At 71.9% G+C, this 20,300-nt stretch carries 25 protein-coding genes; 11 read left to right on the top strand and 14 right to left on the bottom strand.

The genetic code is table 11. The features are described from left to right. Positions 1-58 precede the first annotated feature (58 nt). The gene (locus tag FL583_RS26770) at positions 59-268 is read right to left on the bottom strand and encodes a hypothetical protein (RefSeq protein ID WP_142707602.1); all 210 of its coding nucleotides are present in this window, start codon (positions 266-268) and stop codon (positions 59-61) included. A 106-nt stretch (positions 269-374) separates the two neighbouring features. Here FL583_RS26770 and FL583_RS26765 point away from each other — a divergent pair, with 106 nt between their 5' ends. The 3 genes from FL583_RS26765 to FL583_RS26755 all read left to right on the top strand — a co-directional run bounded on the left by FL583_RS26765 (position 375) and on the right by FL583_RS26755 (position 2,379). Next, the gene (locus tag FL583_RS26765; RefSeq protein WP_142707601.1) at positions 375-818 is read left to right on the top strand and encodes a hypothetical protein; all 444 of its coding nucleotides are present in this window, start codon (positions 375-377) and stop codon (positions 816-818) included. Then, complete coding sequence (locus FL583_RS26760; RefSeq protein ID WP_142707600.1) at positions 815-1,120, top strand: transcriptional regulator; 306 nt, start codon at positions 815-817, stop codon at positions 1,118-1,120. The genes FL583_RS26765 and FL583_RS26760 overlap by 4 nt, the downstream gene beginning before the upstream one ends. Positions 1,121-1,191: 71 nt before the next feature. Then, positions 1,192-2,379: an alpha/beta hydrolase family protein gene (locus tag FL583_RS26755; protein WP_205752481.1), complete on the top strand. Its 1,188-nt coding sequence runs from the start codon at positions 1,192-1,194 to the stop codon at positions 2,377-2,379. 225 nt (positions 2,380-2,604) lie between these two features. Here the strand turns inward: FL583_RS26755 and FL583_RS26750 are convergent, their stop codons facing one another. From FL583_RS26750 to FL583_RS26725, 6 genes are all read right to left on the bottom strand, one after another. Beyond that, positions 2,605-5,019, bottom strand: a complete 2,415-nt coding sequence (locus FL583_RS26750) for an AAA family ATPase (protein ID WP_142707599.1) — start codon at positions 5,017-5,019, stop codon at positions 2,605-2,607. Next, on the bottom strand, positions 5,016-5,693 hold the full coding sequence (locus FL583_RS26745; RefSeq protein WP_142707598.1) for a hypothetical protein: 678 nt from the start codon (positions 5,691-5,693) through the stop codon (positions 5,016-5,018). The genes FL583_RS26750 and FL583_RS26745 overlap by 4 nt, the downstream gene beginning before the upstream one ends. A 79-nt stretch (positions 5,694-5,772) precedes the next feature. Further along, positions 5,773-6,378: a response regulator transcription factor gene (locus FL583_RS26740; protein WP_142707597.1), complete on the bottom strand. Its 606-nt coding sequence runs from the start codon at positions 6,376-6,378 to the stop codon at positions 5,773-5,775. Further along, the gene (locus FL583_RS42535) at positions 6,375-7,541 is read right to left on the bottom strand and encodes a sensor histidine kinase (RefSeq protein WP_142707596.1); all 1,167 of its coding nucleotides are present in this window, start codon (positions 7,539-7,541) and stop codon (positions 6,375-6,377) included. The genes FL583_RS26740 and FL583_RS42535 overlap by 4 nt, the downstream gene beginning before the upstream one ends. Positions 7,542-7,549: 8 nt before the next feature. Next, on the bottom strand, positions 7,550-8,299 hold the full coding sequence (locus FL583_RS26730; RefSeq protein ID WP_142707595.1) for an ABC transporter permease: 750 nt from the start codon (positions 8,297-8,299) through the stop codon (positions 7,550-7,552). Then, positions 8,296-9,213, bottom strand: a complete 918-nt coding sequence (locus FL583_RS26725) for an ABC transporter ATP-binding protein (protein WP_142707594.1) — start codon at positions 9,211-9,213, stop codon at positions 8,296-8,298. The genes FL583_RS26730 and FL583_RS26725 overlap by 4 nt, the downstream gene beginning before the upstream one ends. A gap of 116 nt (positions 9,214-9,329) precedes the next feature. On the opposite strand from FL583_RS26725, the gene FL583_RS26720 reads away from it, so the two are divergent. Further along, positions 9,330-10,049, top strand: a complete 720-nt coding sequence (locus FL583_RS26720) for a PHP-associated domain-containing protein (protein WP_142707593.1) — start codon at positions 9,330-9,332, stop codon at positions 10,047-10,049. An 8-nt stretch (positions 10,050-10,057) separates the two neighbouring features. On the opposite strand, the gene FL583_RS26715 is transcribed toward FL583_RS26720, so the two are convergent. Then, on the bottom strand, positions 10,058-10,996 hold the full coding sequence (locus FL583_RS26715; RefSeq protein WP_142707592.1) for a lysophospholipid acyltransferase family protein: 939 nt from the start codon (positions 10,994-10,996) through the stop codon (positions 10,058-10,060). A gap of 131 nt (positions 10,997-11,127) precedes the next feature. Between FL583_RS26715 and FL583_RS26710 the strand changes: the two genes are divergently transcribed. Further along, entirely contained in the window at positions 11,128-12,558 is a 1,431-nt protein-coding gene (locus tag FL583_RS26710) for an alkaline phosphatase PhoX (protein WP_170323883.1), read from the top strand. Positions 12,559-12,577: 19 nt separating this feature from the next. Here the strand turns inward: FL583_RS26710 and FL583_RS26705 are convergent, their stop codons facing one another. Then, positions 12,578-12,889, bottom strand: coding sequence for a hypothetical protein (locus FL583_RS26705; RefSeq protein WP_142707591.1), 312 nt, complete (start codon positions 12,887-12,889; stop codon positions 12,578-12,580). Positions 12,890-13,064: 175 nt separating this feature from the next. Here FL583_RS26705 and FL583_RS26700 point away from each other — a divergent pair, with 175 nt between their 5' ends. Next, positions 13,065-14,099 (top strand): glycerophosphodiester phosphodiesterase family protein, encoded by a 1,035-nt coding sequence (locus tag FL583_RS26700; RefSeq protein WP_142707716.1) that lies wholly within the window; start codon positions 13,065-13,067, stop codon positions 14,097-14,099. Positions 14,100-14,266: 167 nt separating this feature from the next. Next, positions 14,267-14,815: a DUF4142 domain-containing protein gene (locus tag FL583_RS26695; protein ID WP_142707590.1), complete on the top strand. Its 549-nt coding sequence runs from the start codon at positions 14,267-14,269 to the stop codon at positions 14,813-14,815. A 41-nt stretch (positions 14,816-14,856) separates the two neighbouring features. Here the strand turns inward: FL583_RS26695 and FL583_RS26690 are convergent, their stop codons facing one another. Then, a complete protein-coding gene (locus FL583_RS26690; protein ID WP_142707589.1) occupies positions 14,857-15,069 on the bottom strand; it encodes a hypothetical protein in 213 nt (70 codons plus the stop codon). 58 nt (positions 15,070-15,127) lie between these two features. Here FL583_RS26690 and FL583_RS26685 point away from each other — a divergent pair, with 58 nt between their 5' ends. Genes FL583_RS26685 through FL583_RS26675 form a run of 3 tightly spaced genes read left to right on the top strand, consistent with a single transcriptional unit; the run spans position 15,128 to position 17,595 of the window. Then, positions 15,128-15,553 (top strand): MarR family winged helix-turn-helix transcriptional regulator, encoded by a 426-nt coding sequence (locus tag FL583_RS26685; RefSeq protein WP_170323882.1) that lies wholly within the window; start codon positions 15,128-15,130, stop codon positions 15,551-15,553. Next, entirely contained in the window at positions 15,550-16,827 is a 1,278-nt protein-coding gene (locus FL583_RS26680) for an MFS transporter (protein WP_170323881.1), read from the top strand. Before FL583_RS26685 ends, FL583_RS26680 begins: the two co-directional genes overlap by 4 nt. Continuing rightward, complete coding sequence (locus tag FL583_RS26675; RefSeq protein WP_142707586.1) at positions 16,828-17,595, top strand: protein phosphatase 2C domain-containing protein; 768 nt, start codon at positions 16,828-16,830, stop codon at positions 17,593-17,595. Here the strand turns inward: FL583_RS26675 and FL583_RS42530 are convergent. From FL583_RS42530 to FL583_RS26665, 3 genes are read right to left on the bottom strand one after another with little or no spacing between them, the layout of a single operon-like run. After that, on the bottom strand, positions 17,585-17,707 hold the full coding sequence (locus tag FL583_RS42530; RefSeq protein ID WP_276611641.1) for a hypothetical protein: 123 nt from the start codon (positions 17,705-17,707) through the stop codon (positions 17,585-17,587). The genes FL583_RS26675 and FL583_RS42530 overlap by 11 nt on opposite strands. After that, positions 17,704-18,039, bottom strand: a complete 336-nt coding sequence (locus FL583_RS26670) for a MarR family winged helix-turn-helix transcriptional regulator (protein WP_142707585.1) — start codon at positions 18,037-18,039, stop codon at positions 17,704-17,706. The genes FL583_RS42530 and FL583_RS26670 overlap by 4 nt, the downstream gene beginning before the upstream one ends. A gap of 31 nt (positions 18,040-18,070) precedes the next feature. Continuing rightward, complete coding sequence (locus FL583_RS26665; protein WP_142707584.1) at positions 18,071-18,547, bottom strand: hypothetical protein; 477 nt, start codon at positions 18,545-18,547, stop codon at positions 18,071-18,073. A 102-nt stretch (positions 18,548-18,649) separates the two neighbouring features. Between FL583_RS26665 and FL583_RS26660 the strand changes: the two genes are divergently transcribed. Then, positions 18,650-19,783, top strand: a complete 1,134-nt coding sequence (locus FL583_RS26660; RefSeq protein ID WP_142707583.1) for a glutathione-independent formaldehyde dehydrogenase — start codon at positions 18,650-18,652, stop codon at positions 19,781-19,783. Here the strand turns inward: FL583_RS26660 and FL583_RS26655 are convergent, their stop codons facing one another. Then, positions 19,784-20,254, bottom strand: a complete 471-nt coding sequence (locus tag FL583_RS26655; protein ID WP_142707582.1) for a PPOX class F420-dependent oxidoreductase — start codon at positions 20,252-20,254, stop codon at positions 19,784-19,786. Positions 20,255-20,300: the final 46 nt, after the last annotated feature.

The raw sequence follows: 20,300 nt of genomic DNA, 5'->3' as shown, positions 1-20,300 counted from the left end.
GGACGCGGCGGTCGTCCAGCGGGCTCAGCGAGGTGCACGCGAGCCCGCCGGAGAAGGTTCAGCCCTTCTCGACGACCGTGGTGTCGGGGTGCTTGTCGACGGTGTCGTCGGAGACGAACTCGCCGGTGACCGCGCTGCGATTGCGCTTGGAGTCGCCGTCCTGGGACGAGCCCTCGACGACGGTGGTGTCGGGGTGCTTCGCGGCGGTGTCGTCGGTGACGAACTCGCCGGTGACGGCGCTGCGGGCGTGCGTGGTGTCGTCGGCCATGGTTCCTCCTGGGTGGAGAGTGTCGGGTGACAGGGCGGTACCCGCGACGCTCGGGAAGGGAAACCCCTCTTGACTTTCCGTTCTGGAAAATGATTGACTTTCCGGCATGGAAAGCAACGCAGCGGAGCAGCTCACCGCCATCGCCGACGCCCGGGCCGCGGTCGCCGACCGGCTCGTCACCCCCTGGTGGTACCACCCGGCCCTCGGCGCGCTCGTCGCCTTCGACGTCGTCATGATGAGCTTCGGGAACATCGTGCTGATGTGCGTGGGGTGCGTCGTCTTTCTCGCGCTCTGCGTCGTTCTGGCCAACGCCTACCGCCGGATGACCGGCGTCTGGGTCTCCGGCTTCGAGGCCGGCCGGGCCGGCCGGTGGGCGGGCGCGCTCGGCGCGCTGGTCGGCGTCAGCCTGGCCGCGTCCTGGGTCCTCGGGTCCTACACCGACCTGCGCTGGGTGGCCTGGCTCATCGCCGCGGTCGACGTCGTGGCCACGATCGTCCTCGGCCGGCGCTTCGACGCGGCGCTGCGGGCCCAGCTCCGGGCGGCCGGGTGACCGAGCCGTTCGACGAGACGATCCACGCCCCCAACCGGCTGCGTATCTGCGCGTTCCTCGACGCGACCAGCAGCACCGAGTTCGGCGTGCTGCGCGACCTGCTCGGCGTGGCCGACTCCGTCCTGAGCAAGCACCTGAAGGTGCTCCAGGACGCCGGCTACGTCGACATCGCGAAGCCCACCGGGCGCGGCCGGGTCAAGACCTGGGTCAGCCTCACGCCGGCCGGCAAGGCGGCCTACGGCCGGCACGTGACCGCGCTCCGGGCGCTGTTCGAGAACCCGGTACCCGAGCGGCACAGCTAGTACCCCCGAGCTAGCGGCGGGCGACTCCGCAGGGTGACGACCGGAACCGCCGGAATTTCTACCGTCGGGTCATGACACTCCGCACGCTCTGCCTCGCCGCCGTTGTCTCCTTCGGACTCGTCGCCGCCCCGGCGTCGGCGAGTCCCCCTACCGCGCACCGCGGGGACGTCGTCTCCGCGACCAGACTCCGCACCCTCACCGCGACCCAAGCCAGGGCCGAGCTCACCTCGGCCGGTTTCGACGCGGCCGAGACGCGCCACGGCGTCACGCTCTACCGGCTGGTCTACCGCACGGTCGGCGCCAACGGCCGGCGCACGACCGCCAGCGGCCTGGTGGTGCTCCCCGACTCCCGGCGGGCCCTGAAGGTCGTCTCCTACGCCCACGGCACCGAGGTCTACCGCGGCGACGCTCCGTCGGTGACCGACGATCCCTGGGGCACGGCCGCTCCGGTCTCCTACGCGTCCGCCGGCTTCGCCGCCGTCGCCCCGGATTACCTGGGCCTCGGCGTCGGCCCCGGCCTTCACCCTTATTTGGACGTCCCGTCAGAAACCACCGCCTCACTGGACCTGCTCCGTGCGGCTGAGCGGTTCGCCCCGACGGTCGGCCGCACGCTGACCCGGGACGTGTACGTGACCGGCTTCTCGCAGGGCGCGTCGGCGGCGATGGGGCTGGCCCGGCAGTTGCAGGCGCCGGGGTCCGGCTTCCGGCTCGCCGCGGTGGCCCCGATCAGCGGCGCCTATCACCTGCGGGACGCCGAGATCCCGGCCATGCTGGCGGGGACGCTGCATCCGCAGTGGAGCGCCGCCTATGTGTCGTATCTGCTGATCTCCTGGAACCGGCTGCACGGCCTGTACGGGTCGCCGTCCGAGGTGTTCCGCGCTCCGTACGATCGGACGCTGCCGCCGCTGTTCGACAATTCTCATCCGGGGCCGGAACTCCTGCCCGCGCTGCCGGCCTCACCCCGGGCGCTACTGACACCCCGCGGTGTGCGTCTGCTGGAGCACCCGACGGCCCGCTTCGCCGCCGCGCTGCGGGTAGCCGACGGGACGTGCGCCGACTGGACGCCCCGCGCCCCGATCCGTCTGTACGCCACGACGACCGACGAGCAGGCAGCGTACGGGAACACGGTGGGTTGCCGTGCGGACCTGGCGAGGAGCGGGGTGGACGCCCCGATCGTGGAGGTGGGGCCGACCGACCACATCACGTCCGACGCCCGCGCCACCGCCCGGATAGTCCGCTGGTTCAGCGAGTCCCGCTGACGTCGGCCGGGGCATCGGGCGCCGGATTCATCTCGCCCCGCTGACCGGGAGGCGCACGACGCCGTCGCGTCGTGCGCCTCCCGCGCGACCAGCAATCGAGGCTCGAGCGCGAGGCCGGTCCTCAGGGCCTCCCTCAACTCGGCCCGGAACAGCGTCGACGCCACCCCGGCACCGCCGTCCGCAGCAGTGCCCGGCCGGCGGCGGGGCGCCGATACAAGAGCCGGGTTACTCCTTCGCCGGCTCCGAGCCGTTCGCCGACGGCGGTCGGCGCCAGATGCTCGAATCCGACGCCGCCGCCTGGTCTCCCGCCCCCACGCTCACCGGCTCCCGCCCCGACGCGTCCGGCATCCTCGCCGCGAGCTTGCCGTGGCCGCGATGCGCGTCGAGCGCCGCCCGGTGGTACGTCTCCAGCTGATCGGTGAACTCGGTGTTGCCGTAGATCGATCCGTCCACCAGCGGCCCGGGCCGGCCCTCCAGCACCGCGATGACGTCCTCGCCGGTGAGCGTCTTGTGGGTCTCCAGCGCGTGCGCCAGCGACAGCACCTGGCGCCGGTTCTCCTCCAGGATCTCGGCCGTGCGCACCAGCATGAGCGCGAGGTTGTCCTCGATCCGGTCGGCCAGCGCCTTCCGCGCGTTCAGGTCCTCCGACTTCCCCGGCCCGCCCGGCGAACCGATGCCGACCTGGCTGGAGTACCCGTAGGACGACACGGTCGTGCCCATCCCCCAGACACCCTCCATGTTGGTCGCCACCGCGGTCGCCGACTCCAGGTCGCCGGAGACACCCGACGAGCTGTCGCCGTCGAAGAACATCCGCTCGCCGGCCAGCGACGCCAGCGACACGTAGATGTCGGACTCGTAGTGGCTGCGCCAGGTCGTGAACTGGTCCTCGGGCGGGATCGAGGCGACCATGCCCAGGTACCCAGACCCCTTCTCGATCGTCGCGATGTCGATCTCCATGTGGTGCCGGGTCCGGTACGCGACCACCGCGTGACAGGCCTCGTGCACCGCGACGGCGTGCCGCTCGCGCTCGATGTACTCGACGTTCTCGGCCGGCCCGAGTTCCTTGAGCTGCTTGGCCCGGATGATGTCCCGCCAGGTGATCGTGTCGCGGTCGTCGCGGACCGCAGTGATCAGCGCCTCGTTCACCATGTCCTTGATCGTGGCGCCGGTCGCGTACGGGGTGATCGTCGCGAGCTTGTCGACCTGCTCCTCGGTCAGCTCGTGCTTCACCTTGTCGAGATAGCCCATGTACGTGCGCACGCGGCCGGCCTTGCTCGGGTAGCCGACCTTGTAGATCCGGTCGATCCGGCCCGGCCGGAGCAGCGCCTCGTCCAGCGCCTCGGGCAGGTTCGTCGCCATCATGACCAGGATCCGGTACTTGGGCGGCGGCTTCGGCCGCATCCCCAGCGCCCGCCGGACCACCCGGTTGACGAATCCGCGCGGCTTCTTCAGCCCGGACAGCTCGGTGAGCAGCGCCTCGAGCGTCCCCATGCCACCGCCCCCGCCACCCATGCCGCCGCCCATGACCACTTTGTCCTGTCGGCCACCCGCCATCGCCTGACGCGTCAGCAGCAGCTGGGACTCGTCCGACAAGTAGGAGAAGCCGTGACAGCCGGTCGCCGCGAACGGCGCCGGAGGCGTCATCCCGCCGCGCGGGAACGACCCGCCGCCCTGCGCCAGCGCACCGCGGTTGCCCAGCGAGTCGGCCTCGTCGAAGAACACGATGACGCCGCCGTAGCGGAGCGCGAGCTTGCGCAGCTTGCGGAAGAGCCCCTTCACCTTCAGGACCCCGACGCCGAAGAACATGTTGATGAACGCGCCCGGGTCGACGAACACGTACGGCTTGCCGGTCTCGCCCGCGACCGCCTCGGCCATCAGCGTCTTGCCGGTGCCGGGCGGCCCCCACAGCAGGATGCCGCCGGGCACGTAGCCGCCCTTGGACTCGATCGCCTCCGGGGTCTCCAGGTAGACGATGTTCTCCTTGACCCGCTCGAGCACGTGGTCCTGGCCCCAGACGTCGGCGAAGCGCGTCTTGACGTCGTCCGGGTAATAGACCTCGACGCCACCGCGGGACAGGAACCAGAAGATCGCCGCGAACTGCCCGACGGCGATGAACAGGATGAACAAGACCTGGATGAACATCGGCGCGGCTTGCCACAGGATCGCCGGGATGGCGAACAGCGCCATCAACGGCGAGGTGTCGAGCACCGACGCGAGCACCACCGCGACGACCGCGATGAACAGCAGCCACTTGAACACCCGGATCAGCCGGAACCGGGTCCAGTCCGAGAACATCCGGTGCGACAGCCGCTCGGTGCCGCCGAAGATCCCCCGGGTCCAGAGCCGGTGGTAGCCCGACCAGTGCTCGCTGACCAGGAAGTGGAGCTGACGCAGCAACTCGAGCCCGAACAGGACCATGAGCGCGATCCCGAACCCGCTGCGCAGCTCGTCGAGGAGCGCGTCGCGGAACGGGAGGATCGGGTTGTCGGCCATCGCCGCCCAGACCAGCGCGAACCACGCCACCGCGAACAGCAGCAGGAACTTGATCCGGTCCCAGAACGGCAGCCGCTTGCGGGTGATCCGCTCGCGCTCGCCGGGGCCCGCCTCCGGCGGCCGCAGTCCTTCGACGGTGTCCGTCATGAGCTACTCCTGACCGTGAAAGACGTCGCGATCGTGTCCAGCTCGCTCGACCGCTCGCGATAGCAACTGGTCGAGCACCGGATGATCAGCAGGTAGAGCATGGTTCCCGCGTTGTTGACCAGCGCGGTCTGGTCGAACGTGTGCAGGACGCCGTTGGCCAGCTCGTAGTCGAAGACCACGCGGACGCCGTGCAGCCCGTCGGACGGGGTGAGCACCTCGTTGCGGACCAGCTCGAAGCCGGTGAGCGGGAGGGTCTGCGCGGCTTCCTCGCGGGCGTCGGCGGTGACCGGGAGGAACGCGTTGCGCAGCAGGTCGAGCGAGACCTTGCTCTGCTGTTCCTCGGACAGCGGCGCGACCCGGGCGTAGACGACCGGCTCGTCGGTGAGGCCCAGCGTGACCAGATGATCGGCGGCCGGGTCCTCGGACGCGTCGTACGCGACCGACCACCAGGACTGCTGCCGCATCGCGGCCGCCGCCGAGTCGGTGTTCGTTCCGCTGAGCGCGTCGTCGAGCGTCTTGGTGGCGGTCGCGTGCCAGTTGTGCGGGACCTTGAAGTAGGTCTTCTGGCCGGAGTTCTTCACGTAGGTGAACTCCGGCTCGGCACAGGCGCCGGTGAGGACCAGGGCTAACGCCGCGATCACCGCCGCTCCGACGTGGATTGCTCGATTCAGCATGCTGCACCCACCGCCTGAAGCCGCCCCGTCCGGTCCTCGCAGTATGGACCGACATTGTTACGTGATCGTGGCCTTTCTCTTAGATCCAGCCGGAACGCCGAGCGGTAGCGACCGCTTCGTGCCGATTCTGCGCACCCAATTTGCCGGTCGCGGACGACAGGTGATTCCGGACGGTCCCGGGTGAGAGCGAGATCCGCACCGCGATCTCCTCGATCGTCGCGCCGTCGGCGGCGAGCTCCAGCACGTCGGCCTCGCGGGGCGTCAGCGGGCTCTCGCCGGCCGCGATCGCGTCCGCGGCGAGCTCCGGGTCGACGTACCGGCCGCCGCCGGCGACGGTCCGGATCGCGGCCGCGAGGACCGCGCCCGACGACGTCTTGGGCAGGAAGCCGCGGACCCCGATCTCGAGCGCCCGTTTGAGGTAGCCCGGGCGGCCGTGGCTGGTGAGCACCATCGTCGCGCAGCCCGGGACGTCGGCGTGGATCCGGGCCGCGGCGGCCAGCCCGTCGGCCCCGGGCATCTGCAGGTCGAGGACCGCGACGTCGGGGAGCTCCTTGGCTGCCATCGCGATCGCCTCGGTGCCCGACGCCGCCTGGGCCACCACCACCAGCCCGTCCTGCAGCTCCAGCAGCCCGGCGATCGCGCTCCGCACCAGGTTCTCGTCGTCGGCCAGCAGCACCCGGATCACGCCGGCACCCCGACCGTCACCGGCACCGAGGCCTCGAGCACGAACACGCCGTCGGCCTGCGAGAACGACAGCGCGCCGCCGAGCGGCCGCAGGCGCTCGGTGAGGCCGGTCAGGCCCGAGCCGGTGCCGATCGGCCCCCGGGCCCCGTCGTTCTCCATCCGGACCCGCACCACGCCGTCGTCCTCCCGCACCTCGATCCGGCACACGGTCGCGGCCGAGTGCCGCACCACGTTCGTCACGCCCTCGCGGACCACCCACGCGGCCGCGGTCCGGACGTCGTCCGGGAGCTCCCCGATCTGCGCGGTGACCCGGCTCGTCACCCCGGCCGACCGCAGCAGCGCGGCCGACCCCTCGAGCTCGACCCGCAGGTCGATCGCCCGGTACCCGCGCACCGCGGCCCGCACCTGCCGGAGCGATTCCTGGGCGATCGTCCGGACCTCCTCGGCCCGCTCGGCCGCCTCCGGCCGGCCGCGCCGGGCCAGCTCGGCGACCAGGTCGCTGGTGACCGCGATCGCCGACAGGTCTCGGCCGACGATGTCGTGCAGGTCCCGGGCGAATCGCAGCCGCTCCTCGGCGACCGCCAGCTCGGCCCGCGTCCGGTCGGCGTCGGCCAGCCGCCGGACGACCTTCACCAGCCAGAGCGACGCCTGCACGGCCCACGCGACGGCGAGGAAGATCCACAGCATCTGGAACGTCAGCGACGCGACCCGGGACGGCTGGTCCCGGACGTCCGACTGCAGCGCGATCGCCAGCGCGACGACGAGCCCGGCCGGGACGTACCACCGGGCCCCGAACCCGCCCAGCGGTGCGATCGCGAAAGCCCCGATCATCACCAGCCCGGGCCCGCGCACGTCGCCGGCCGGCAGCACCACGATCGCCACGGTCGCGACCACCACCGAGCCGACCCAGAGCCCGACGTCCCGCCGGCTCAGCGGCCGGCCCATGATCTGGCCGTCGAGCACGTAGAGCACGATCAGCGACACCGCGACGACGACCGCGACCAGCGCGACCAGCGGCCCGGGCGAGATCTCGCCGACCTGCGTCCCGGCCGCCGCCACCAGGATGAACGGGCCGACGGCGACCAGCGGCAGCATCGACGTCCGGGTGTACACGACGACCCGGGTGAGGTCGTCGCTGCTGCGCCACCACCGCATCGGGTTCATGGTGACGATCATGCCCTTGGTGACCAGCGGAACGATGCTCGGATCGCCACCGCGCCGACCACGGCCCAGGCCACCAGGATCCCGGCCTGACCGGCCGCGCCGGCCCAGTCCAGCGGCCCGACCCAGCCGTCCCGCACCAGCGTCAGCACCGGGGCCAGCGGCGTGAACCCGCAGATCCGCTCGAGCGCGTCGGGCATCGCGTCCAGCGGCACCACCAGACCGGCGCCGGCCAGGCAGACCGCGAGCACGGGCAGGCTGGTGATCTGCACGGACTCCACGGTCCGGGAGATGATCGCGGTGAGCAGCCCGAGCATCGCCAGCACGACCGCACCGAGCAGCACCGCGACCAGCACGACGACCGGGCTCGACGGCACCGGCAGGCCGAGCACGGCGGCGCCGACGACGCCGAACAGCACGATCTGGACGAGTGCGACGGCCACCCCGGGCAGCGCCATCGAGGTCAGGATCTCGGCGTCGGCGGCCTCGCCGGTCCGCAGGCGTTGCAGCACGCCCTCCTCCCGGCGGGCGACCGAGCTGCTCAGGATCGTGTAGAAGACGACGAACAGCAGCACGGTGCCGGTGAACATGCTCGCCATGCCCCGGGCCGCCTCGTCGTCCAGGTCGCCGTCCTGAACGCCGGCCAGCAGCCCGATCAGCCCGAGCGGCACCAGCAGCGCGGTGAACAGCAGCGTCTTGTTGCGGCGCAGCAGCAGCACTTCCGCCCGCCCGAGCGACCAGGTCCTCGATAAAGCGGTCATGATGCAGCCTCCAGAGTCTCGGTGCCCCGGGCCAGGGCCAGGAACGCGGTTTCCAGCGAGGCGGGCGTCGCGCGCAGCTCGGGCAGGGCCAGCCCGGCGCCGTCCGCCCAGTACAGGACGCGGCCGAGCGTCCGCTGCAGGCTGCCGGTGCGGATGACGACGTGGCGGCCCTCGATCTCGACGGCCTCGCCGTCGGCGAGGACCCCGGCCGGCGGCCGGCCGGCCGACGCGCCGAAGCGGATCTCGGCCCGGTAGGTCGCGACGACCTCGTCGAGGGTGCCCTCGGCGACGATCCGGCCGCGGTGCAGGATCGCCAGCGAGTCCGAGAGCTCCTCAGCCTCCTCCAGGTGGTGGGTGGTGAGCAGCACCGCGGTCCCGCCGTCGACCAGGCCGCGGACCAGCGTCCAGACCGACCGCCTGCTCTCCGCGTCCAGCCCGGTGGTGGGCTCGTCGAGCATCAGGAGTTCCGGCCGGCCCAGGAGGGCGACGGCGAGGTCCAGACGCCGGCGCTCCCCGCCGGACAGACTCTTGATCGGGACGCCGGCCTTGGCCGTCAGGTCCACCGCGTCGATCGATTCGGACGCCGGCCGGGGCCGGCGCATCGTGCCCGCCCACATCCGGACGGCCTCGGCGACCGTGAGCTCGCCGGGTAAGCCGCCCGACTGCAGGACGACGCCGGTGCGGTGCCGCACCGCCCGGCGCTCGCGGATCGGGTCGTGACCGAGCACGCGGACCGAGCCGCTGGTCGGCGCGGCGAGCCCGGCGATCACGTCCATCGTCGAGGTCTTGCCCGCCCCGTTGGTGCCCAGCAGCCCGAATACCTGCCCGGGCGGCACCGAGAAGCTGATCCCCCGGACCGCTTCCGCGCCGGATTTGTAGGTGCGCGTCAGGTCGCGCACGTCGATGGCGTTCATGACTCCAGGCTCTCGGCCGGCCGGGCCCCGCGCCCGTGCGTGAACGCACGAGGATTCGGGAGTCGTTCACAGAACACCCATGACGAACCTCACGGGGCACCTCGTACGCTGCCGCGGTGAGCCGCGCGGACCTGCACCTGCACACGAACCTCGGCGACGGGTGGACGAGCCCGGCCCGGCTGGTCCGGGAGGCGATCCGGCGCGAGCTGTCGGTGATCGCGGTGACCGATCACGACCACCTCGAAGGCGCGAAGCGGGTCGCCGAGCTGCTCGAACCCGGGGGTCCGGCGCTGATCACCGGCGTCGAGGTGTCGACGCGCAGCGGGCACCTGATCGGGCTGTTCGTCGAGCGGGCGCCGAAGCCGATGCGCCCGGTCGAGGAGAGCATCGACGAGATCAAGGCCCAGGGCGGGCTGGTGGTCGTGCCGCACCCGCTCGGGCGGCTGGTGCCGAGCCTGTCGCGCCGGAAGATCGAGGCGCTGCTGTCGTCCGGTTACGTGATCGACGGGCTCGAGCTGTACAACCCGTCGCCGGCCAACGCGGCCCAGCGGGCGGTGGTGCGGACCGCGAACGCGGAGTGGGGGCTGGCCGAGATCGGGTCGAGCGACGCGCACTTCTGGCAGCACATCGGGGCCGGGTACACGACGTTCGCCGGGTCGTCGCCCGAGGACCTACGGGCGGCCGTCCTCGGGCGGACGGTCACCGCCGGCGGCCAGGAGCGTCCGCCGCAGCGGCTGAATCCGGGCGCGTACGTGGCCCAGTGCGCCTGGAGCTGGTTCGTCGACCCCCCACGGAGGATCGCCCGCCGCCGCCGCGCCGAACGCGCGACGGGCTGACGTCCGCCTCAGGCCGCTCGGACCTCCGCGCCGCCCTCGGCGGACGCGTCCGAACCGGCGGGCCAGAAGCGACGGAACATGAACCACTGCGTCGGGCACTGACGCACGACCGCCTCCTGGCAGTCGAACAGGTACTGGGTCAGCCGCTGGATCTCCTGGGCCCGCTCCTCGGCCCCGTGCACCGGACGCGGGAAGATCGGCGGGAACGCCCGGATGTTGTAATGGCCGCGCGCCGCGTACCAGACGTACCCCGGCATGATCGCCGCCCCGGACTTCACCGCCATCGCGGCCGCCCCGGCCGGCACGTACGTCCGCCGCCCGAAGAACGTGACCTCGACGCCCCGCTCCCGGGTGACCGGCCGGTCGATCACGATCGCGACCGCCCGCGCCTCCTTCAGTTCACGGAGCACCTTCCGCACTGCGCCCTCGACCGGGATGATCTCGACCTGCTTGTCCCGCCGGTGGCTCTGCAGCAGCCGGTTGATCCCGGGGTCGGAGAACGTGTCGGCGATAGCGGACAGCGGCACGTGCCGGGCGGCGATCGCCCCGGCCAGGTCCCAGCTTCCGAAGTGGCCGGTCGCGATCAGCGCGCCACGGCCGGGCGCCATCGCGTCCTGCAGGTTCTCCCGCCAGGTCCGGTCGTCGGTCAGGTCGTGGGTGCGCGCATCGACGTCGGCCATGTCGACGTAGGGCAGGCAGATCAGCCCGGCCGCCGTGCGTCCGTAGTTGCTCCAGGAGCGCAGCGCGGTGCGCCGGACCCGGGGATGGTCGGGCGGCAGGCCCAGGACCGTCGCCATGTTCTCTTGAGTGAATCGGCGCTTGGAGCGCCATCCCGCGTAACTCGCCGACGTCACCGCCGACGCGAGACCGTGCCGCACTCGAGGCGGCGTTCTACCGGCCACAGCAACGCCCGACCGGACGACCCAGTATGCCGAGGACACCGACATATCTGAACAGGTACGTCCGGATAGCAAAGGAGATCAAGGGCGAACGCCGTCTGAAACCTCGGTATCCGCCCTCGCCGGGGCGGCTCGAACGGACGAGCGTGTCGTTCAGGGCTGAGACTGGGAGGTTAGCCATGACGATCGACAGACGCACGATGCTGGCGCTGTCCGGGCTGGGATTGGTGGGTGGAACCCTGGGCGGCGCGTTCACCGCGTCGGCCGCGGCCGACGCCGCGGCCAGCGCGGGTGTTCCGGCCGGCGGCGCCCCAGCCGGTGGCGCCCCGGCCGGGGCGGGGGGCTACGGTCCGCTCCGCGCCGCCGGGCCCGAGCTCGCGCTCCCCCGCGGGTTCTCCTACGTGAAGTTCGGCGTCGCCGGCACCCGGATGAGCGACGGGCTCCCCACCCCGCGCGCCCACGACGGCCAGGCACTGTTCCCGGCCGGCCACGGATCCGTCCGCGTCATCCGCAATCACGAGCTCGACCTCGACATCCCCGGCGTCACCAAGAAGGCTCTCGGCCCGGCGCGGGCCTACGACCGGGCGGCCCCGGCCGGCTGCACGTCGTCGCTGGTCGACGTCGAGACCGGCCACGTCCGCGAGAGCTTCCTCGTCCTCAACGGGACGCTGTCGAACTGCAGCGGCGCGGCGACGCCGTGGGGCTCCTGGCTGTCCTGCGAGGAGACCACCGACGGGGTCAAGGCCGGCTACGAGAAGCCGCACGGCTACGTCTTCGAGGTCCCTGCGCACGCCAGAGGCCCGGTCGAACCGGTTCCGCTCAAGGCGATGGGCCGGTTCGAGCACGAGACCGCACCGATCGACCCGCGCACCGGCATCGCGTACATGACCGAGGACAACGGCGACCCGGGCGACGGCTTCTACCGCTTCGTCCCGCGCAAGCCCGGCCACCTGGCCGCGGGCGGCCGGCTGCAGATGCTCGCGATCACCGGCGAGCCCGCCTACGACACGGCGACCGAGCAACGCGTCGGCGAGGTGCTCACCACCCACTGGGTCGACATCGACGAGCCCGACCCGTCGGACGCCGAGGACGGCCCGGGCGCGGTCTACGCCCAGGGCCGGGCGAAGGGCGGGGCCCGGTTCCTCGGCCTGGAGGGGTCGGCCTGGGCCCACGGCGGCGTCACGTTCGTCGCCAGCGAGGCCGGCGACGCCGAGCAGGGCCAGGTCTGGCGCTACGAGCCGACCGGCCACGACACCGGCCGGCTGAGGCTCCTCTACGAGTCGAAGGACCCGGAGACGCTCAACCAGCCGGACACGATCACGGTCGCGCCCGACGGCTCGGTGCTGCTGGCCGAGGACGGCGACGGCGAGGACGAGGCCGGCGGCGACAACTGGCTCCGCGTGCTGACGCCGTCCGGGACGATCGCCGACCTGGCCAAGGTCATCGCGCCCCTGGACCTGCACTACTGGAACCCCGAGGACTTCCCGAAGCCCGGCCCGGTCGGAGCCAGCGAACTCGCCGGCGCGGCCTTCACCCGGGACGGCCGCCACCTGTTCATCAACGTCCAGTACCCGGGCGTGACCTGCATCATCACCGGCCCCTGGCACTGAGGCCGTTCACCGCGCCGGGTCAGGCCCGGCGCGGGACGGCCTCTCCCGGGAACAGCGACCGCCACAGGTACCGCTGCTCGTCGAGCACCGACCGGACCTCGGCCGTCGGGTCCGAAACGGACTCCTGCCACCAGGACGTCGCCGACACCGAGCTGGCCAGCGCCGTCGCCAGCTCGTCGTGCAGCCACCGGTAGCGTCCGTCGGCCAGGCTCAGCCGCAGGTCGGCGATGCCGGACGGGTCGAGGTTGCGGCAGTACGTCCGCAGGACCTGCTGCAACCGGACACTCGGGACAGTCACGTCCGCGAAGTTGGAGAGCGAGCGAAGGGGCATGATCCGTCCTCCCGACGCAAGGGGGGTGGCACGTTCACTTGCTTTTCAGAGTATGGATGCTCCGCTCGAATTTGTGAATCACAAATTCGAGGTTGCGCAAGATTAATTCACGGCATTTTTGTCGATTCTTGGGCCAATCGTCAGAGGACCGTCCATCCCCGACGGAACCCTCCACATCGTGCGCCGCATCCTTCTCGTAGCCACCGTGCTGGCCGTCGTCGCCGCCGCTGGTACCCCCGCCGAGGCCAAGCCCCGGGCGTTCGATCTGCAGGCCCACCGGGGCGGCATCGGACTCACCGTCGAGAGCACGATCGCGTCGTTCACCCGGGCCCTCGAGCTCGGCGTCACGACGCTCGAGCTGGACGTCCAGATCACCCAGGACGGAGCCGCGGTCGTCACCCACGACCGGCAGATCAGCGCGGCGAAGTGCGCGGACACCGGACCGGCGAAGCCGGGCGACCCGGAGTACCCGTACGTCGGCAAGTACGTGAACACGCTGATCCTGGCGCAGGTCCGGACCGTCGACTGCGGGTCGAAGACCCTGCCCGATTTCCCCGGTCAGCAGGCCTCGCCGGGCGCCCGGATGCCGCTGCTGACCGAGGTCTTCGCGCTGGTCAAGCGGTACCATGCGCACGGCGTGAAGCTGAACGTCGAGACGAAGGTCGAGGCCGGCGCCCCGTCCGAGACGGCTCCCCGGGAGCAGTTCGTGCAGGTCGTCGCCCGGCAGGTCCGGGCCTGGGGGATGCTGCGCCAGGTCACGATCCGGAGCTTCGACTGGGGCTCGCTGATGCGGATGCGCCAGGTCGAGCCCCGGCTCCCGCTGGTCGCGCTCACCAACGGCGACTTCCTGCAGGTCGGTCAGCCGGGCGCGTCGCCCTGGCTCGGCGGCCTCGACATCGACGACTTCGGCGGCGACCTCGTCGCCGCGGCCCGGTCGTTCGGCGCGTCCGCGATCTCCCCGGTGCACGGCAACCCCCAGAACGGGAAGGTCACCGACCCCGGCTACCAGCCGTACACGACGCCCGACCTGGTCCGGCGCGCGCACGCGGCCGGCCTGAAGGTGATCCCGTGGACCGTCGACGACGAGGCCACGATGAACGCGCTCATCGACGCCGGCGTCGACGGCCTCATCACCGACTACCCCGACCGCCTCCGGTCGGTCCTCGCCGACCGGGGCCTCCCCCTCCCGAGGCCCTACCGCCGTCATTGACACGCCGCCCGGCGAACCACCGCCCGTAGGTCCGTGCCCGTCGCCGGGCGAGCAGCCAAAGACTGGGCCGTCCGTGCGGCGGTCGAACACAACCGACGCAGCGGGGCGTGGCACCGCAATGGCCGGGCAATCGCGGGCGGTCATAGCCCGACCACAAGGAGTCCTCAATGCACCCTCGACCCGCACGTCGACGGCTAGCGGTACTGCTGGTGGCGTTCGTCGCCGCGCTGATCGGCTTCAGCGCCCCGGCCACCGCCGCCCAGACCGGCACGTCGGTGAACGCGCAGGACCGGGCGTTCCTGGTGGGCGCGCACCAGGCCAACCTGGCCGAGATCACCGCGGCCCGGATCGCGCTGCGGAAGGCGACCCAGCCGGTCACGAAGCGGCTCGCCGTCCGCTGGATCCGCGACCACAGTCGCCTCGACGCCTCGCTCCGCCCGGTCGCGCGCCGCCTCGGCGTCGCCTTGCCGGACCGGCCGAACGCCGAGCAGCGGGCGCTCGCCGCCCGTTACCGGGCGACCTGCGGCCCGGCGTTCGACCGGCTGTGGATCTCGACCCAGATGACCGCGCACCACAAGGCCATGGCGCTCGGAAAGTCCGAGCTCGAGCGCGGTTCGGCCGCGCCGGTCAGGGCCCTGGCCCGGGCGTCGGCCCCGGTGATCGCCGAACACGGCGAGCTCCTGGACCGGGCTGCCCAGCACCTCGGCGGCCACTGATGGCCCCGGGCGGAACCGGTCCCGGCCGGTTCCGCCCGGCGTCAGTTCCGGTCCTGACAGGTGACGATCGAGTACGGCCCGGAGGCCGTGTTCTTCACGACCTCGACGCCGTCGGCAAGAATCCGGCAGCTGATCGTCCCCCCGTCACCCCGGCCCGAGCCGGTCACCTCGTAGGTGATGCTGATCGTCACCGGCGTCGAATCCTTGTAGACCTGCAGCTGAGGGTGAGGCAAGTCGACCCGATCGGGGCTCACCCTCAGACGATCGGACGGCGTCATTCGCTATGCGAAATAGCTATGTAGCATAGCGAGCGTGAACGACGACGACGTGCGCGTATTGCGGCAGCAGGTCAATGCGCTGCAGCGGCGGTTGCGACGCGAAACCAGCGGCGGCCCCATCTCCCGCACCGCCCGCCAGGTACTCTTCGCGATCCACCGCGCCAACGCCCCGATCACCCCCGGCGAACTCACCACCGAACTCCAGATGACCAGCTCCAACGTCGCCGCGTCCCTCCGCGAACTCGACGCCGCCCACTACATCACCCGCGACCGCGACACCGGCGACGGCCGCCGCATCCTCCTCCGCACCACCCCGACCGGCGCAGACGCCGTCGAAGAACACCGCCGCGGCAAGGACGCCTGGCTCGCCGACGCGATCAACGCCACCCTCACCCCCGACGAACAACGCGAACTCCAGCACGCCGGCATCCTGCTCCAACGCCTGGCCGACCGCCCGTGACCCCCACCAGCCGAATCTTCAGCTCACTGCACGTCGGCAACTACCGCCTCTACTTCACCGGCCAGCTGATCTCGATGGCCGGCACCTGGATGCAGGCCGTCGCCCTCGCGTTCCTGGTCCTCCACCTCACCGGCAGCGGCACCCAGCTCGGCCTGGCCACCGCGATCCGCTTCCTGCCGGTTCTGCTGCTCAGCCCGCTCGGCGGGGTCGTCGCCGACCGGGTCGACAAGCGGCGCCTCATCTTCCTCACCCAGACCCTGCTGGGCGCGCTGGCCGGCCTCTTCGCGCTGCTGATCGCCACCGGCCTGATCCGCCTGTGGAGCGTCTACCTGCTCTCGCTGGCCCTGGGCTGCCTGACCGCGTTCGACAACCCGACCCGGCAGAGCTTCATCCCCGAGGTCGTGCCGCGCGAGGAACTGGCCAACGCGGTCACGCTCAACTCGGTCTCGATCAACTTTTCGCGCGTGCTCGGCGCGGCCGCCGGCGGCGCGATCGTCGCCGCGCTCGGGTTCGCGACCTGCTTCGCGCTCAACGCGGCCTCGTTCGCCGCGGTCGTGCTGACGCTCGCGCTGATGCGGACGAGCCGGCTGAACCCCGCTCCGCCGGCCCGGAAGGAACCCGGCCAGGTCCGGGCCGGGCTCCGGTACGCGGCCGGCACCCCGGAGCTGCTGGTCCCGCTGGTGCTGATCACGGTCATCGGCACGCTGGCCTGGGAGTTCCAGGTCACGCTCCCGCTGATCGCCCGCGAGACGTTCGGCGGCGACGCCCGCACCTACGGCTGGATGGCGTCGATGATGGGCGTCGGGGCGGTCGTCGGCGGGCTGATCACCGCCTACCGCGGCAACCCCGGCCGGGCCCGCACGCTGAGCACCGCGGCCATCGGCTGGGGCGTCGCGATCACCGCGGCCGCGGTCGCGCCGACCCTGCCGCTGGCGCTGGTCGCGATGCTGTTCGTCGGCTACGGCAGCATCTCGTTCAACGCGATCGCCAAGACCGCGCTCCAGCTCGCGGCCGCACCGGAGATGCGCGGCCGGGTGATGGCGCTGTGGACCCTGGCCTGGGGCGGCAGCACCCCGATCGGCGGGCCGATCGTCGGCTGGATCGGCGAGACGTTCGGCGCCCGCTGGTCGCTGATCGCCGGCGGCGTCCCGACGATCCTGATCGGCCTGGCCGCGCTCCCCGCGCTCCGCGCGATCGACCGCGTCGCCGCGAATTCACGCGATCCCGGGGTCTCCCGTCCGCGGGAAGCCCCGGAAACCCGTCAACCTGGGTGAGTGCAGATCACCGTCGCCAGCGACCCCGCCCCCGGTCACCTCAACGAGGACTTCGTCGTCGTCGGACCCGACTGGGTCGTGATGCTCGACGGCGCCACGCCGGCCGCGGGCGTCGACTCCGGGTGCACCCACGGCGTGCCCTGGCTGGTCCGGCGGCTCGCCGCCGCGCTCTCCGGCGCGCTCGTCCTCCGGCCCGAGGCCGGGCTCTCCGACGTTCTGGCCGACGCCATCCTGCGGACGCGAGACGAGCACGGCGACGCGTGTGACCTGGACAGCCCGGACTCCCCGTCGTCGACCGTGGCGATCCTGCGAGCCGGCGCAGCGTCGTACGACTACCTCGTCCTCGCCGACAGTCCGGTGCTCGTCGACGTCGGCGAGGTGGAACCGGTCGTGATCAACGACGAGCGCAGCGCGTTCCTGCCGGACTACTCGAACGCGACCGTGCGGAAAGCGCGGAACCACGACGGCGGGTTCTGGGTCGCCTCGACCGTGCCGGAGGCGGCCGCGCACGCGCTGACCGGGTCGGTCCCCCGCCCCGACGTACGGTCCGCGGCCGTGCTGACCGACGGGGCCAGCCGCTACACCGACGTGCTCGGCCTCGGCACCTGGGGTGACCTGCTCGCGCACCTGCGCACCGACGGACCGGGCAGCCTGATCCGGGCCGTGCGGACGGCCGAGCGCGAGCAGCTCCCGCCCGAGTCCCGCGAGCGGTCCGGCCGCCGCCGCAAGGGCCACGACGACGCCACCGCCGCCGTCGTCATCCCCTAGCGACTCGCGGGTGGTCGCGCCAGGCCGGCATCGTCGCCAGGTACGCGAGCGTCTCGGCCTCGATCTGCGCGCGCGGCGCCTCCGGGTTACGGCGTTCCTGCCAGGCCGTCATGCGGGCGAACCGCTCGTCGAACGACTGCAGGGCGCCGTCCGCGTCGGTGCAGTGCCCGTCAGCCAGACCAGCGTCCGGCGTCGATCGGACGGGTCGCGTTCGCGTTCCAGGAGGCCTTTGGCCTCCAGCTGGGTGACGATGTCGCTGACGACCGACTGGGCCCGGTCGAGGTGGAGCGCGGCCTCGCCGACGGTCAGCGGCCCACTCATCGCGAGGTGGGTCAGGACCGCCCGCGACGCCCCGGACATCTCCGAACGCTTCCCGTCCCGACGGTGGAACGCCAGGTAAACGGCCTGGAAGAGCTCCTCGAACTCGACGGCTTCGATCTGCACGCGACCACGATCCGGCCGGGCCGATCGATCGTCAATCCCGATGGGCCTCGGTGAGCGCGTCGAGGACGGCCCAGGTCACCGCGCCGTAGGCGAGGTGCGGGAGGGCGTCGCTGAGCCAGTCGGCGGTCGACCAGGTCCGCGGGTCGCTGATCCCCAGGCGGGCCATCGACGCGTCGGTCGACGCCATCGCCGCGCCACCGACCACGACCGCGCCGAGCGCGGCCGGCAGGCGCCGGAGCCCGGCCCGGTGCAGCACGCCGGCCACCGCGCCGATCCCGACGCCGGTCAGGATCCCGGAGAGCGCACCGAGGCCGGTCAGCCGGTTGCCTCGGGTGTCGGGGTCGCCGGGCACCGGGTGGCCGAGGTCGCCGGCGATCTTCTCGACCGTGTCCTCGGGCGCGCTGCTCGACGGCCGCCCCCGCCAGGACATGTCGAGGTAGGTGGCGGCATTCAGCGCGGTGGTACCGGCCGCACCCGCGGCCGCCCCGCGCAGGAGCGCAGTCAGCATGCCTCCATCTACCCGGCGAGGGTCCCGCTAACCGCGGCCTCGATCACGGCGTGGAGCGCGGCAGCCCGGGTACTGCCCCCGGACCCGACGAGAGGAACGTCCATGAAAGCCGTCGTCTTCAAAGGCCCCTACGACGTCGCGGTCGAGAACGTGCCCGACCCGACGATCGAGGCGCCGCTCGACGCGATCGTCCGGATCACGACCGCGAACATCTGCGGCTCCGACCTGCACCCGTACGAAGGGCGCGCCCCGCTCGAGGCGGGCATGGTCCTCGGCCACGAGAACATGGGCGTCGTCGAGGAGGTCGGCCCCGGCGTGAACCGGATCAAGGTCGGCGACCGCGTCTCGGTGCCGTTCAACCTGGCCTGCGGCACCTGCCGCAACTGCAACGACGGCTTCACCTCGGCCTGCCTGCGCGCGAACCCGTCCGGGGATCCGGGCGCGGGCTACGGCTACCCGAACATGGGCGGCTACTGGGGCGGCCAGGCCGAGCTCCTGCGCGTGCCGTGGGCGGACTTCAACCTGCTCGAGCTCCCGGCCGGCAGCGACTTCGAGAACGACTTCACGATGCTGTCCGACATCTTCCCCACCGGCTACCACGGCACCGAGCTGGCCCAGGTCCGGCCGGGGACGTCGGTCGCGGTCTTCGGCGCCGGTCCGGTCGGCCTGATGGCCGCCTACAGCGCGTTGCTGCGGGGCGCCTACCAGGTGTTCGTCGTCGACAAGCAGACCGACCGGCTGACGCTGGCCGAGCAGCTCGGCGCGACCCCGATCAACCTCGCCGACGTCGACCCGGCCGACGCGATCCTCGACGCCACCGACGGATTCGGCGTCGACTGCGGCGTGGAGGCCGTCGGCTACCAGGCGCACGACGCGGCCGGCGAGGAGCACCCCGAGATGGTGCTCGACAACCTGGTCAAGGCCGTCCGCGCGACCGGCCACATCGGCGTCGTCGGCGTCTACAACCCGTCCGACCCGGACGCCGCGACCGAGAGCGCCAAGGAGGGCCGCATCGCGTTCAACTACGGCGAGGCGTTCTTCAAGGGGATCTCGATCGCGTCCGGTCAGTGCCCGGTCAAGAAGTACAACCGGGAGCTGCGCGACCTGATCATCCACGGCCGCGCGACCCCGTCGGTGATCGTCTCCCACGAGCTCAAGCTCGACGAGGCCGCCTACGCGTACGACAACTTCGACAAGCGCGCCGACGGCTGGACGAAGGTGCTGCTCAAGCCGTGATCACTGCTCCGCGAGGCGGGCCGGGAAGCCACCGGTCGCGACCGGCCCGGACCGCCTCGGCGTGATGCGGATCAGGCACTTGCCCTGGGCCACCATCGCTTCCTTGTACTCGTCCCAGTCCGGGTGCTCGCCGGAGATGTTCCGGAAGTACTCGACGAACGCCTCCAGGGCCTCGGGCAGGTCGAGCACCTCGCCGTCGCCGTCGACCTGCACCCACGGGTCGGAGAACCCGTCGGACAGGAACAGCACGCTGACGTCGGGGTTGCGCCGGACGTTCGTCGCCTTGGCGCGCTCGGGGTAGGTCGAGATCACGATCCGGCCGGCGTCGTCGACGCCGGCGGTGACCGGGGACATCTGGGGGGAGCCGTCGGCGCGGTGGGTCAGCAGGATCGCCTGGTGGCGGGTCCGGATGAAATCGAGCAGTTCCTCCTGGCCGACGCGTTTGCTGGTGGCGATGGTGCGAGGGCTCATCTTTTCTGTTCTCCGATCTCGGTACTCCCCGCCACGGTAATCCCCC

Source organism: Cryptosporangium phraense (assembly GCF_006912135.1).
GTDB classification, from domain to species: Bacteria; Actinomycetota; Actinomycetes; order Mycobacteriales; family Cryptosporangiaceae; genus Cryptosporangium; species Cryptosporangium phraense.
This window is presented reverse-complemented; position numbering and strand designations above follow the sequence as displayed.

What these genes read in the sequence shown, in the direction of transcription:
- FL583_RS26770 (WP_142707602.1), bottom strand. Translation starts at nt 268, where the DNA reads ATGGCCGACGACACCACGCACGCCCGCAGCGCCGTCACCGGCGAGTTC.
- FL583_RS26765 (WP_142707601.1), top strand. Translation starts at nt 375, where the DNA reads ATGGAAAGCAACGCAGCGGAGCAGCTCACCGCCATCGCCGACGCCCGG.
- FL583_RS26755 (WP_205752481.1), top strand. Translation starts at nt 1,192, where the DNA reads ATGACACTCCGCACGCTCTGCCTCGCCGCCGTTGTCTCCTTCGGACTC.
- FL583_RS26750 (WP_142707599.1), bottom strand. Translation starts at nt 5,019, where the DNA reads ATGACGGACACCGTCGAAGGACTGCGGCCGCCGGAGGCGGGCCCCGGC.
- FL583_RS26745 (WP_142707598.1), bottom strand. Translation starts at nt 5,693, where the DNA reads ATGCTGAATCGAGCAATCCACGTCGGAGCGGCGGTGATCGCGGCGTTA.
- FL583_RS42535 (WP_142707596.1), bottom strand. Translation starts at nt 7,541, where the DNA reads ATGAACCCGATGCGGTGGTGGCGCAGCAGCGACGACCTCACCCGGGTC.
- FL583_RS26730 (WP_142707595.1), bottom strand. Translation starts at nt 8,299, where the DNA reads ATGACCGCTTTATCGAGGACCTGGTCGCTCGGGCGGGCGGAAGTGCTG.
- FL583_RS26725 (WP_142707594.1), bottom strand. Translation starts at nt 9,213, where the DNA reads ATGAACGCCATCGACGTGCGCGACCTGACGCGCACCTACAAATCCGGC.
- FL583_RS26715 (WP_142707592.1), bottom strand. Translation starts at nt 10,996, where the DNA reads ATGTCGGTGTCCTCGGCATACTGGGTCGTCCGGTCGGGCGTTGCTGTG.
- FL583_RS26710 (WP_170323883.1), top strand. Translation starts at nt 11,128, where the DNA reads ATGACGATCGACAGACGCACGATGCTGGCGCTGTCCGGGCTGGGATTG.
- FL583_RS26705 (WP_142707591.1), bottom strand. Translation starts at nt 12,889, where the DNA reads ATGCCCCTTCGCTCGCTCTCCAACTTCGCGGACGTGACTGTCCCGAGT.
- FL583_RS26695 (WP_142707590.1), top strand. Translation starts at nt 14,267, where the DNA reads ATGCACCCTCGACCCGCACGTCGACGGCTAGCGGTACTGCTGGTGGCG.
- FL583_RS42530 (WP_276611641.1), bottom strand. Translation starts at nt 17,707, where the DNA reads ATGACGGCCTGGCAGGAACGCCGTAACCCGGAGGCGCCGCGCGCGCAG.
- FL583_RS26665 (WP_142707584.1), bottom strand. Translation starts at nt 18,547, where the DNA reads ATGCTGACTGCGCTCCTGCGCGGGGCGGCCGCGGGTGCGGCCGGTACC.
- FL583_RS26660 (WP_142707583.1), top strand. Translation starts at nt 18,650, where the DNA reads ATGAAAGCCGTCGTCTTCAAAGGCCCCTACGACGTCGCGGTCGAGAAC.
- FL583_RS26655 (WP_142707582.1), bottom strand. Translation starts at nt 20,254, where the DNA reads ATGAGCCCTCGCACCATCGCCACCAGCAAACGCGTCGGCCAGGAGGAA.